Source organism: Cohnella luojiensis (assembly GCF_004564235.1).
In the GTDB taxonomy this organism is placed as follows: Bacteria; Bacillota; Bacilli; order Paenibacillales; family Paenibacillaceae; genus Cohnella; species Cohnella luojiensis.
Genome location: NZ_SOMN01000033.1, coordinates 53,487 through 66,344, shown reverse-complemented (window position 1 = coordinate 66,344; position 12,858 = coordinate 53,487). Strand labels below are relative to the sequence as shown.

The 12,858-nt window shown below is 49.1% G+C and carries 8 protein-coding genes; 2 read left to right on the top strand and 6 right to left on the bottom strand.

Annotated elements, in window-relative coordinates:
* Positions 1 to 8: 8 nt before the first annotated feature.
* Positions 9 to 116 (top strand): IS3 family transposase, encoded by a 108-nt coding sequence (locus tag E2980_RS25180; RefSeq protein ID WP_420808602.1) that lies wholly within the window; start codon positions 9 to 11, stop codon positions 114 to 116.
* Positions 117 to 470: 354 nt separating this feature from the next.
* Here E2980_RS25180 and E2980_RS19075 read toward each other — a convergent pair whose 3' ends face one another.
* Both E2980_RS19075 and E2980_RS19070 read right to left on the bottom strand, forming a co-directional pair.
* Entirely contained in the window at positions 471 to 3,566 is a 3,096-nt protein-coding gene (locus E2980_RS19075; protein WP_135153812.1) for an AAA family ATPase, read from the bottom strand.
* Positions 3,563 to 4,732 carry an exonuclease SbcCD subunit D gene (locus E2980_RS19070; protein WP_135153811.1) on the bottom strand — a complete coding sequence of 390 codons (1,170 nt, stop codon included), beginning with the start codon at positions 4,730 to 4,732 and terminating at the stop codon, positions 3,563 to 3,565. The genes E2980_RS19075 and E2980_RS19070 overlap by 4 nt, the downstream gene beginning before the upstream one ends.
* Positions 4,733 to 4,928: 196 nt before the next feature.
* On the opposite strand from E2980_RS19070, the gene yhbH reads away from it, so the two are divergent.
* Positions 4,929 to 6,074 (top strand): sporulation protein YhbH, encoded by a 1,146-nt coding sequence (gene yhbH / locus E2980_RS19065; protein ID WP_135153810.1) that lies wholly within the window; start codon positions 4,929 to 4,931, stop codon positions 6,072 to 6,074.
* Between the two features lie 193 nt (positions 6,075 to 6,267).
* Here the strand turns inward: yhbH and E2980_RS19060 are convergent, their stop codons facing one another.
* From E2980_RS19060 to E2980_RS19045, 4 genes are read right to left on the bottom strand one after another with little or no spacing between them, the layout of a single operon-like run.
* The gene (locus tag E2980_RS19060; protein WP_135153809.1) at positions 6,268 to 7,398 is read right to left on the bottom strand and encodes a glycerate kinase; all 1,131 of its coding nucleotides are present in this window, start codon (positions 7,396 to 7,398) and stop codon (positions 6,268 to 6,270) included.
* Complete coding sequence (locus E2980_RS19055) at positions 7,398 to 9,410, bottom strand: glycoside hydrolase family 125 protein (protein WP_135153808.1); 2,013 nt, start codon at positions 9,408 to 9,410, stop codon at positions 7,398 to 7,400. Before E2980_RS19055 ends, E2980_RS19060 begins: the two co-directional genes overlap by 1 nt.
* Positions 9,411 to 9,433: 23 nt before the next feature.
* The gene (locus E2980_RS19050) at positions 9,434 to 10,258 is read right to left on the bottom strand and encodes a carbon-nitrogen hydrolase family protein (protein WP_135153807.1); all 825 of its coding nucleotides are present in this window, start codon (positions 10,256 to 10,258) and stop codon (positions 9,434 to 9,436) included.
* 39 nt (positions 10,259 to 10,297) lie between these two features.
* Entirely contained in the window at positions 10,298 to 12,832 is a 2,535-nt protein-coding gene (locus E2980_RS19045; RefSeq protein ID WP_135153806.1) for a glycoside hydrolase family 2 protein, read from the bottom strand.
* Positions 12,833 to 12,858: the final 26 nt, after the last annotated feature.

Sequence of the window (12,858 nt, the reverse complement as noted above, 5' to 3'; positions counted from 1 at the left end):
AACAAGAGATGTTTGAGTATATTGAGCTTTTCTACAACCGTAAGAGAATCCATGGTTCATTGGGTTACGTATCACCTTTACGTTTCGAAGCCCTTTACTACAGTAACATTAGTTAAATTCTCTTATTGAGTGTCCACTTTCTTGACAGAGGTCCACTCGTTCCGTTATTGCGGCTGCGGGGGGTTGTTTCGGCAAGATAGCGGAACCTCGTTCCGTTATTACGGCTGCGGGGGGTTGTTTCGGCAAGATAGCGGAACCTCGTTCCGTTATTGCGGCTGCGGGGGTTTGTTTCGGCAAGATAGCGAAACCTCGTTCCGTTATTGCGAAATAGCCGTTTCTGGCACGGGTATTTGGTTGGTTAGTGGCGATTTCGGCGAAATAAGCGTTCCTGGCACGGGCATTTGGTTGGTCTGGGGCACTTTCGGCGTGAAAAGGGAGCCACCCATCTTTTGTGGGTGACTCCCTTTAGACTATTTAAGCACGATCGCCGTGCGGCTGTGGCCTTCCTTGGTTTTGCTTACTTCGAGCACTGCCGGGAAAGCTTGCTTCAGCTCTTGAACGTGAGAAATGACCCCGATCATGCGGCCGGATCTTTGCAGGTCGATCAGCGTCGTGATCGCCTTGTTCAAGGAATCCTCGTCCAACGACCCGAAGCCCTCGTCGATGAACATCATCTCGATGGATATGCCGCCTTGATACGCCTGGATAACGTCCGTCATTCCAAGCGCCAGACAGAGCGACGCGTTAAACTTCTCGCCGCCGGACATCGACTTCACATCGCGGTTCTGACCCGTATAAGCATCGTAAACGTCGAGCCCGAGACCGCTTTGCTTCCCTCTCGTCTCTAACCGGTCGCTACGTTGAAGCGTAAATTGACCGTTGGATAAATCGTTAAGCCTAGCGTTTGCCGCATGAAGAATCTGCTCTAAGAACTCGATGAGAATATAGCGCTCGAATGAGATTTTCAGCGGATTATCTCCCTTAAGCATCTGATAGATATCGGACACCTGTTGCTGCTTGAGCTCCAACTCCAGGAACTGCTCGACCGCCTTCGCTATCGCGGCGAGCAATCTCTCAGCTTCATGCCTATTTCGCTGCACGGTATGAAGCTCCGCGGAGATTTGCTCCAACTGCCCTTTCAGCTCGACGATCGCATCTTGAAGCGAAGCGGGAATCGGGCGTTCCTGCCCTGCTAATTCCCGCTCCAGCTCGGCAATCTGAAGCAACAGAGAGGAGATCTGCGACTTGAACTCATCGATAATGCGATTTCTGTCGTTCCTCTCGGCTTCAGGAAGTTTGGCGGCTTGGTAAGCTTCAACCGCCGCGAACCCGGAACGCGCCAACTCCTCTTCGAATCTCCGTCCAACCTGTTCTCTTTGCTTCGCCGCTTCTTCCAATTGGCTTGCTGCTTGTACTGCGTTCGTCTTCCCTTCGACGAGACGAGCCTGCATGGCTTGAAGCTGCCGCTGCGCCTCCTGCCAAGCCTCATTAAGCTTGTTCGCTTGCGTCGTTTGCTCGGCGATACGCGAAGCAAGCTGACCCGGAGATCTCAACGTCTCGGGAATTCTGCTGAGTTCATTGTCCAGCAAGGACTGCTTAGTGCTTCTGTCTACGGAAATTCGATGCTGCTCTGAAATCAGCCGTTCCCGTTCGGCCTGAAGCTTCTCTAATTGAAGATCGAGCTGCTCAGCGCTTTCTCTGTGCGACTTTGCCCATTCCGCATGTTGCTTCAACCGATCTGTCTCCAAACGGAGAAGTTTCCCTTCCTCTTCGGCGCGAGAGAGTTGGTCTTCAAAAGACTCATCCGTTATCCCATATTCGGACATGAGCGCGGATCTCTCGTTCTTGCCGGCACTCGCCGCAGCCGCTTGCGCCTTCGTTTCGCTAAGCTCTTGCTCCGCTATGCGCAGCTTGTCCTTAGCAACTTGAAGGCCTTCACGGGAAGGGATGCTCGACAAAGCGGCAGACGCTTTATCCGGATGCTCTTCGCTGCCGCATACCGGACAAGGCTTTCCATCATGAAGATGGGCGGCTAATAAGCCGGCTTGCCCCTCCAGCCATAACGATTCCAGTTGATCATGATCGGCTCTAAGAAGCTGCGCAACCTCCACTCTGTCCGACTCGTGCTTCGAGAATTCGGCTATTCGCTTATCAAGATCCGCCAATTCCTTCAGCAGCTTATACTTGTCCTTCATCTGCTCATATTGCTGCAAGATTTCCGGAAGCTTAACGGCCTCCGATTCAGCCAACTTCAGCTGCTCAGCGTTATTCCGCTTCTCTTCCCGAAGCGCTTCAAGCTGCCGCTCCATCGTCTCGCGACCCGACGAACTAGCTTGCTCCTCCGCCAATAGCCGCGCCACTTCGCCCCTGCGCTCTTCGAGCGTCTGCACGATCGGCTTAAGCTCGGCAAGCCGCGCAAGCTCCCGATCGGCTTCCTTGCGCTCCGCGTCGCGAGCTTCCTCGCCGCGATGCCGCTGCTCAGCTGCCGCATGCCCGCGCTCCGCTTCAGCTAAATCCCGAAGCTTGCGCTCGTGCTCGACGAGCTTCAGCTCCAACTGGCGAACCGCCGCCATGGTCTGCTCTTCGTAAGGCTCAATCCTGGCTGCCTGCTCTGCCAGCTTAACCACTCGTTCGCTCTCGCCAATCTCCGCTTTGCGAACTTCCATCCGCTCTAGCAGCGTCCTTTTCTCCTCCAATTGAACGAATCTATTCTCCAAAGCCAGCGCCTCTCGCAACGCCAACTCCTGAGCGTTCAACCTCTCCGCGATCGCCGCTTTGCCAACCTCAATCTCGGCCGCTTGCGTCTCGTAATGGCTAATCTCTTGAGCGAGTCCTTCCGACACTTGCACCATGCTGCTGTATTCCTGCTGCAATGTGACCGACAGCAAGCTTCCGTCCCGCTGCGGCAACGACTCCTGCGCTTGCTTCACGTAAACGTCCTGCATCGCCTTCGCTTGCTTCAGCGCATCCTGCAGCTCGCGGTTTTGCCGCTGAAACCGATCCTCGATCTTCTGATACAATCCCGTTCGGAAAATCCGCCGCAAAATCTCTTCCTTATTTTCCGTGTCGGACGTCAGCAGCTTGCGGAATTCACCCTGTGGCAGCATGACGATCTGGCTGAATTGCTCCCTAGTTAACCCGATGACGGACTCCATCTTCAAATTCACGTCCGACACGGTAAACCGGTCGATGCACGGTACTTCCACGCCCGACGTCGTCTCGTACAGCTCCGCTTTGCCGCCCGTTTCGCTCTTGTTTCCTTCTCTTCGATGGGGCATCTGGCGAAAGACGCGGTATGTCCGCGAACCTACCGAAAAATGATAGTCAACCGATGTATGTACCTCATCCTCGGCAAAATGACTCCTGAGCATCCGAGGCTCCGCGCGATCTTCCCCGCTGGCGCTCCCGTATAACGCGAAGCAGATGGCGTCGAAAATCGATGTTTTACCCGCTCCGGTATTCCCGGATATCACGAACAAGCGGCGGTCTTCTAGCAGACTAAAGTCTATCGACTCCGTATCGCGGTAAGGCCCGAAAGCGGTCATGCTCAATCGAATCGGCTTCATACCGCTCCCCCCTCTTCCCGCAGCACGTCGGCGTATGTATTCGCGAACAACTTTTGCTTGTCCTCCGTAAGGGGTATTCCTTTTACTTCCTGATAGAAGGCAGCGAACAATGCGACCGGATCCGCTTCTTTCCTTGCCACGCCATCGCCTTCAGCTACATCCGTGCCCGAACCGACAGACACTGTCACTTTACGCTCCACGTGAAGCGCATTCGGGTATACCGCGCGAACTTTCTCCATCGGAAAAAGAACCGGATTGTCGTTCAGAAGCGTCACGAACACGTAATCCTCGCACACCGCATGCCGCTCGATCTCCTCGATGGGGGCCACGACGCGACGCATGTCCCTGCGCGGCTTCAGCTCTCTTTTATCAACGGTGACCGTTCCTGCTCCATCGATCTCCACGATAAGAAACCCTTTGCGGTGAGCTTCCTCGGATATGGAGTATTTAAGCGGAGAGCCGGAATAACGGATCGTCTCGTCCGATACATGATGCGCCTGATGGAGATGGCCGAGCGCCGTGTAATGAAAAGCCTTGAAATATTCCGAATGGACGTACTCCGCGCCGCCGATGGACAAAGGCCTTTCCGATTGGCTCGTGTTCTCCTCCGATCTTGCCCCCGGCGTCACGAATGCATGTCCAACGAATACATGCCGCGCCGCAGGGTCCTTCGTCCCCTCTATCCGCCCTACTATCGCTTTCATCGCATCGTCGTGCGACCGGATATTTTCATCCTCGAACGCATAACGCACCTGCGCCGGATCGGCATAAGGCACGAGATGAAAATGGACTTCCCCGTATTCGTCGCGCAATATTACAGGCTTGAACGTCGTCGGCTTCATCTGCCCAACTAGGTGCAACCCTCTCGCTTCCATAATAGCCGTGGCGAAATTAAGCCTATCCGGACTATCGTGATTGCCCGAGATCGCGAGCAGCGGAGTATTCAGCTCCACGACGATTTCCCTGAATAGCCCGTCCAATAGTTCGACCGCCTCCGTCGGCGGTATCGCCCGATCGTACAAATCCCCGGCAATGACCACGGCATCCGGCCGCTCCCGCTTCACGACCTCCACCAATTGCTTCAGCACGAAGCGCTGATCTTCCGTCATATAGACGCCCTGCACAAGTTTACCGAGATGCCAATCGGCGGTATGTATAAATTTCATGAGGCCTTAATTCCTCCCGAAGTCACAAAATCGATTCTTCTTCTATTTTAATCTATCGAAACGCAGAATGGCAGTCACTGTTAATGGTAAAGAAAATTCATCAGCGCGCATTGAGCGGATTGGACTCATCGTTTGGCTTCGCTTGAATATATTGAATAATACATCCTTTCAAAAATAAAGCGAATGGGGGCCCGCCATGAATCACTCCTCGTTTATATTGTCCCGGGAAGATTGGTCGCTTCACCGTAAAGGCTACCAGGATCAAGCACGCCATCAGCAGAAGGTGCGAGACGCGATTAAGCAGAACTTGCCCGATCTTATTTCCGAAGAAAATATTATCATGTCCGACGGGCGGCAAATCATAAAGATTCCGATTCGAAGCTTGGATGAATATCATTTCGTATATAACACGAACAAAAAGAAACATGTCGGTCAAGGCAACGGGGATAGTCAAGTGGGAGACGTGATCGGAGTCGATCCTACGCCGGCCGGCGGCAAAGGGGAAGGCGCGGGTTCGGAGCCCGGGGACGACGTGGTCGAAGCCGAAATCTCCATTGCCGAGCTTGAGACGATGCTGTTCGAGGAGCTAGAGCTGCCCTACCTTAAGAAGAAGGATAAACAGCAGATCGAAGTGAAGGATATACGGTTCACCGACGTGCGGCGCAAAGGCATCATGTCCAACATCGACAAGAAGCGGACGATCCTCGAGAATCTACTGCGCAATTCAAGAGACGGCAAATCCGAGATCGGAGGAATCAGCCCGGACGATCTGCGTTTCAAAACCTGGGAGGAAATCGTCAAGCCGCAGAACAATGCGGTTATTTTGGCTATGATGGATACGTCCGGGTCGATGGGAAGCTTCGAGAAGTACTGCGCTCGCTCGTTCTTCTTCTGGATGAGCCGGTTTCTAAGGCGGCAGTATGAAAAAGTCGACATCGTCTTTATCGCGCACCATACGGAAGCGAAGGAAGTAACCGAGGAGGAGTTCTTCACCCGCGGCGAAAGCGGGGGCACGATCTGCTCGTCGGCTTACGTGAAAGCATTGGAGATCATCGACAGCCGGTACTCGCCAACGCTGTATAATATCTATCCATTCCACTTCTCGGACGGGGACAACCTGACGAGCGACAACGAGCGTTGCGTAAGATTAATTAAAGAGCTGCTCGAGCGCTCGAATATCTTCGGCTACGGGGAAGTGAACCAGTACAATCGATCGAGCACGCTGATGTCCGCCTACAAGCATCTGGAGCATCAACAGTTCCTGTATTACATCATTAAGGAGAAAGGCGAGATTTATCAGGCTTTGAAGACGTTCTTTAAGAAACGTACTGAAGCAGTTTAACTTCGCGACACAAATTTGCACTGCTGAATAGTTACTTTAACTTGTAATTCTTATGGTGACGATAATTGCTCAGCATTGCTTTTGGAAAATATTCTAATAGATAATGAAAAGGGCAGCCTAATAGGCTGCCTGTATCATAATTGGTCGCTCATTTGGAAACACATTCGGTGGTGACCCGACAATCGTACAACTGTTACCTTGACAAATAAACTCGCACCACTTGCTCAGCTGCCGATGATAATAGATCATAGCTGTCTTTCATGGCTTCCTTTATATCCATCGGCTTATTGACGATGCTGAATACAGCTTCGATACCCATGTTACTCAGTTGTTCAATTCCAGGCCCTATACTTCCTACAATAGCAAATGTCGGGATTCCCATGCTTTTCGCCAACCGGGCAACACCAGCAGGAGTTTTGCCGCGGGCTGTTTGGAAATCCATCTGCCCTTCTCCGGTGATGAGGAGGGAAGCACCATAAAGCTTCTGCTTCAATCCGGTTTGCTTCATGATAATTTCAATTCCTCTTTCCATTTTAGCATTGAAAAAGGCTTGAAACGCTCCCCCTAAACCTCCGGCGGCACCCGCACCGAATTTATGGTGAATCGAGATATTGGTTTTCTTTTCAATTATATTTGCATAATGGTTTATATTTCGGTCCAGCACCTCCACCATTTCCGGTGTAGCACCTTTTTGCGGTCCATATACAGCCGAAGCGCCGCTTGGTCCGACCAATGGATTATCGACGTCACAGGCAACAATAAATTCAGCTTCACGAACTCTCGGGTCCAATCCGCTTAAATCAATATCCGCCAATAGATCAAGACTTCCGCCTCCGAAAGGGAGATGTTTCCCCCCCGAATCTAGGAGCTTTATGCCCAGTGCTTGAAGCATTCCCGCTCCACCATCATTCGTCCCGCTTCCGCCCAATCCAATTATGAATTTGCGGCATCCTTTATTCAACGCGTGAAGAATCAACTCCCCCGTCCCATAGCTGGTGGTGAGCATTGGATTTCGTTCTTCTTTTCTTAATAAAGGAAGCCCGGAAGCGCTCGCGATCTCGATCACACAAGTATTGTCGTGACCTAATATCCCGTAAACAGCGTTAACATCTCGTCCCAATGGGTCTTTCACAACAACTTCTTGCAAGTGACCGTTTGTTGCGGCAACGAGGCTCTCGACTGTTCCTTCGCCACCATCAGCCATGGGTACAATCACAGTTTCAATATTTGGACCCGCTCGGAGAATTCCTTCTTGAATCGCCAATGCAGCTTTTCGGGCAGAAATGCTTCCTTTAAAGGAGTCCGGAGCAATCACGATTTTCATTAAAAACTTCTCCCCGTACTTCTGAAAATAGTGATACAAAACACAGTGGCTATGAACGCGCCCGGCCAAGAGAACCAGTGTCGAGATTGCACTTTTCCTGTTTCTTCATGTATGGCCTCTGAAAACAGTCCATCCCATTGAACTAGCTCCACAAGCTTGTGAAAAACCTTGTCCCGCCGAACCGCATCTCCCGTCAACTCACTGTACAGCAGCTCCTGCGCATCCCCTAACGGCCATGGATGAGGCGTGTGTACAGATCCCAATCCGCCAAAACGGCCTATATAAAACCCACCTTTATTTTCTTCACTGAATCCAAATTCCATCGTATGGATCCATTTAGCGTCATCTCTACCGCAGAATCCCCAGATTGGAGCATACACCGCAGGGAGGTCGTTCGCGTCATGATACTTCTGGAAGTTGCCTTTCAAGTCCGTCAGATAAGCAAACAGTTCTTTCCCATTATGATGAGTGCTAAATGATTGTATGCAATCTTTCTTCACCTGATCCGCCCATTCTGATAAATCCTTATCGCAAAAAGAAAACTCTTCGTTCATTCCGGATAATTGCTGTAAGGTATACCATGCAAGTACCTGGCTGGAAAAATGATAGGGATAATCCACTTTGTCATCAGCCGGAGTCTCTCCCGTCTTAAAAAGCCACTTTTCCTCATGTTTGTAGTCCATGATCATATCAAGCACTTCTTTGACAATCGGCAGCACTCGTTTGACCGTCTCTTTGTCGCCGAACTGTGCGTAGTAATCACAAAGCTCCAGCAGCGGATAACATTGCTGATCGAATTGGAACACATTATCCTTACTGAGACCGTTGGTCAAATATGCACGCCCCCAATATCGAAGAGGACGGTCGGCCTTTTCAAACATCCAAAGCAAATGCCCTTTAACAATCCGTTGTATATGACATTTCCATTCTGTTCGATAGGAATCTTCAAATAGGAACCCCGATTTTCTCTCCGATTCCAATAAGAGCTGCATCATATAATAGGCATCCCGATTCCATGACAATGGCAGCAGTTGGTGATCGGTGATCACACAAACGTACTCATCACCAATCGGCACGGAACAGCAGGACATGATATAGTCAAGATTCCGTTGAATGATAAACTGAGCTGCTTCCACTTTCTCGCCTTGGGCAAATGCTGTTTTATTCCATTTAGGTAAATCCTGAATCGCCTTGGCGATCAGTTCTTCTACATCGGAGTGCGTAAGTTCCAACTCTCTTTCTTCCTGAGAGGAGAGTGTGTAAACCATGCTAATGAACCGGCTTTCTCCTTTACCCAAAGTGAGTTCTGTCTCATATTCATAATTTACCGGTTCATTCGCTTTTTCCTGTAAGGGTGAAAGGATCAGCGCATCCTGACCGCTAAACAACATGATATCGGCCCTGGCAGATAGATGCTGATTACAAATAGAAATATGGTTGCTTTGAATATCCACTCTGTTTTCCAATGGAGGTATCGGAATAGGGCCTCCTTCCGTCAATTGTCCGTAACTGCAGCGGTTTAAGCTGAATAGTCCGCTGACAGTATAGGGAAAAACAATTTCTTTATCGCTTTTGTTTATGACTTCGACTCTTTGAATTAAATAGCCTTTTTCATTCTTTTCAGTTGCTACAAACAAGGAATTAACTTCGGCCTTTTCGAACTGATAGCGAAAAACTGGCGCTTTTCCTTCCAAATAAAAAACAGACTGCTCAACAACTTTCTCTTGATACCTGATGCCGAAGCCAAGCGCCGTGCTTTCCCCTTTTAATGGATCAACCAACCCTCTGCGGTAACGGCGAACGTAGCTGCTGTCATACCACTTATCATTCGGAAACTGTTCAATCGAAGTCAAAGTGATGAATCCTTGTTGTGGATGATAACCATTTACCGAACGAACCTGTCCGTCAAGACCAATGCTGGCTGACAAACGTCCGCATCCGACATCAATTGGTTTCTGATTGCCCACTTCCAGTAAAGGTGTCACCTGACGATTATTGTATTCTGTTTGCATCTATTTTCTGACCTGCCTATATATTAGTTTTGGGATTCCAGGTTCTCTGCCAGAGCTCCATATAATTCAGGTCTTCTGCTTCGTAAAATCGGCTCTTGTTTGCGTTCTTTCAAGATGAGCGATAAATCGATTGTACCGATCAAGACTCCTTCTTCATCTCCCGCTTCACAGACGACTTCCCCGCGAGGATTAACGATTTTACTCAAACCGCAATACGTAACCTTATCTTCCGTTCCGATTCGATTAATGGCCACCGTAAAAATTTGATTATCTTGCGCTCGGGCGCGTGTACGAAGGTTCAGTAAATATTCGTAATTCTTAGGAACCGCTGACGGAATGAAAATCACTTCAGCGCCTTTAAGTGCCATAATGCGAAACATTTCTTCAAACGCATGATCATAGCATGTTGCGATTCCTATTTTCACTCCGCGTATCTCAAATACCGGAAATTCCGATCCGCTCCGGAAATACTGATGTTCCGTAGGGTAAAGGTGAACTTTCCGATATTTTCCGAGATATCTGCCTTCCTCGTCAATCACAAATGTTGTATCGTATAACACGGCTTCTAGAAGCGAATCTTTTTCCACAATATTAGCTATAATCGCTGTGTTATACTTTTTCGCCTTTTCCGCCAACCGATTAACAGTGGGGCCAGGTACCGTTTCGGCCAAAGTATAGAAATCCTCTTTGATCAAATCAAGATGATAACCTGTCGTAAACAATTCGGGTAAACAAAGCACATCCACGTTCGCTCCCGTTTGATTAAGATACTCTTCCGCCTTTTGCATATTGGCTTCCTTATCCTTCAACACACAATCCATTTGTACAACACCAATTTTCAATTCCATCTTGTTCTTCCTCCCAAACTTTTATTTTGCGCCTTCCCTCTATACATTCAATCCTTCAATGATAATGTTCTTCAATGAGTATTCGCCGCCTAATGAGCGAAGAGTTACTTCCTCGCCAGGGTGAATCAATAAATAATTGCGTTCAAGATGCAACGGCATACTGGCATCCTTCTCCCTGATCATCACGCCGACTGCGGTAATCGGTGAATCATTCGTGAAAGTCATCGTATTCTCTAATACGCCCTGCGATATCTGTACATTGGAAAGAGGAAGGTCGCGTAAAGGCTTGAACGGGAAATCAGCGTTTATCGTGAACAAGTAATCGTTGCAATCCAACCTTTGATCTTGATTCCATAGAACGAGTCGAACATTGAATAGGGAGTGTCCGTAATCTTCGATTTCCCAGTTCACGCTACCAACATAACCGCGATCTGTAATCGGTAAATCGATCCGTTTCTTGATCGACCCGAACATATCGATAATTTCAATTTGCAGGTTCATCCCTTTTATGTTCGCTTTATTCAGAAAGTTCGATTCCAAATGCACAAACGCTTCTCCACTAAACGTTTCCCCGGCTTGATAAGCGATTCGATCATATTTCAAAGAAACATGGCAGTCGGCAAAGGCGGACTTCATCGCATAATAGGCCGGTTTCGGAATGCCGTCATACTCCAGTAACGACGTATTGGCATAATTGGCGAAGGGTTCATTGCCCATCCAAACGATAAATCCGGATGCCGTAGGCTCACGGCGCCGAGTAGCTTCCACGCCGTAACGCAACGATTCCATTTGGGCATATCGACTACACTGAGCGAAGACCTCGGTTTCGTCACGTTCCAGATCCCAGGGTCCGAATAATTGGCTTATTTCATTCCACGGAATCCACCATGAGCCTCTATGAACCCATAACGGGTTGTCCGAAGTAGGCGGCCAAACTTGATGCTTTCCGGCAAACGAGCGAAGTAACTCGGCCCTGGAAACACCAGGGGTCCCTGTCTCCGAACGCAAGAGAGAATCGTCATTGTTATAAAAACGATAGTGCGTGTTCTCACCCAAATAGAGCCATGGTCCGTGTACGTCATGATGCAAGCCTTTGCCGAAGTCTTCTTCGGATGCTAAGAATTTAGGACCGGACGCGCTGCTAGGCAGAAAGTATCGGCTCGGGTCCAGTTCCCTGACGATTTTTTGTAACATGCCGATGTTGATATGCCGCTCGTCAACAGGTAAGAATCCATCCCACATGAGTTCGTTTCCACCGCACCATATAGCCAGACTAGGATGTGAACGTTTCTCTTTGATTGCAATTCGTGAGACGGTTTCTAGATCTTTCAACAATTCCGGGATAACCGGCGGAAGGTTAGTCAGACCGCTTGACGACTGCAGAAATTCCTGCCAAACGAGAAGTCCCTGTTGATCACAATAAAGATAAAACTCTTCCTTCTCGATAATGGCTCCGCCCCATACTCGAATGAGATTCACATTCATCATTTTGAATCGTCCAAGCGTTTCCCTGTACTGCTCCGTGGTAACCGCTCCGTAATACGGAGTAATCGGCACCCAATTGATTCCTTTTAGAAAAATCGTATGACCATTGACGATACAACTATAAGCAAGCGAGTCCGATGGTGCTCCCGGATTTTGAACAAATTCAATTGTTCGAAATCCAACCTGCTTTTGCGAATCATCGCAAGTGAGTCCGCTTTCGTTCATGATTTCTAATGATGCGAAATATAAGGGTTGATCTCCCAATCCATTAGGCCACCACAGCTGGACTGACCCAACAATTTCCTTCCATCCTACCTTCCGCTTCCCGCCCGGCAAAAACATTTTTACCTTCTTGTGAAAACGGTTTTCGCCGGTATCGTCCTTAAGATTGCAGTCGAACGTATATTCACCGGGGGTGAATACCTCCACTTCAACTTGATAATGCAACTCTCCGATATTGAATTCATCATTGAGTGAGGTTTCGGGGTAAAAATCAAGGATCTTCACCTCTCGAAAAGTACGCAAATACACGTCACGCCATATCCCCACCGGTGTAATGCGCGGACACCAATCCCAAGCGTAGTTAAATCGCGACTTCAGCTTGGTAATGAGATGAGAAAACCCGACTTGTCCATCGACTTCCGGTCCGGCACAAAATACGATTTGCAGACAGTTTTCTTCGTTTTCTTTGATGATCTCCGTTACATCCAAAGATAATGGCCGGAACATGCCTTCAAATTCCGTCATTTTATGTCCGTTAAGATAGATCTCGCCCTCGAAATCAAGACCTTCCAAAATCAATTCACAGCGGTCTTGCACCCATCCGGAGGGAATGAAAATCCGCTTCTCAAAAAACCAGTCGCGATTGTATACCCACTCTTCATTCAAGCTTTCCAAACCTTGATTAAAATCGCCCAACCATCCCGCACTGCGCAGGTCCATTTGTACGGCTCCAGGCACTGTCGCCTTGATCTCGGGAATGTTGGGGAGAATTTGCCTGCCCAACTCCATGGATACCTTGGAGCGCCACTGATTTCTATAATACCCGGTTAAGGTCCAATCCTCTCCGTTTAACATCATCTGTATCATTTATAAACCTCCATTAATCCGTTTTG

Excerpts from the sequence above, each read along its gene's own strand:
- E2980_RS25180 (WP_420808602.1), top strand. The coding sequence starts at position 9 with ATGTTTGAGTATATTGAGCTTTTCTACAACCGTAAGAGAATCCATGGT.
- E2980_RS19075 (WP_135153812.1), bottom strand. The coding sequence starts at position 3,566 with ATGAAGCCGATTCGATTGAGCATGACCGCTTTCGGGCCTTACCGCGAT.
- E2980_RS19070 (WP_135153811.1), bottom strand. The coding sequence starts at position 4,732 with ATGAAATTTATACATACCGCCGATTGGCATCTCGGTAAACTTGTGCAG.
- yhbH (WP_135153810.1), top strand. The coding sequence starts at position 4,929 with ATGAATCACTCCTCGTTTATATTGTCCCGGGAAGATTGGTCGCTTCAC.
- E2980_RS19060 (WP_135153809.1), bottom strand. The coding sequence starts at position 7,398 with ATGAAAATCGTGATTGCTCCGGACTCCTTTAAAGGAAGCATTTCTGCC.
- E2980_RS19055 (WP_135153808.1), bottom strand. The coding sequence starts at position 9,410 with ATGCAAACAGAATACAATAATCGTCAGGTGACACCTTTACTGGAAGTG.
- E2980_RS19050 (WP_135153807.1), bottom strand. The coding sequence starts at position 10,258 with ATGGAATTGAAAATTGGTGTTGTACAAATGGATTGTGTGTTGAAGGAT.
- E2980_RS19045 (WP_135153806.1), bottom strand. The coding sequence starts at position 12,832 with ATGATACAGATGATGTTAAACGGAGAGGATTGGACCTTAACCGGGTAT.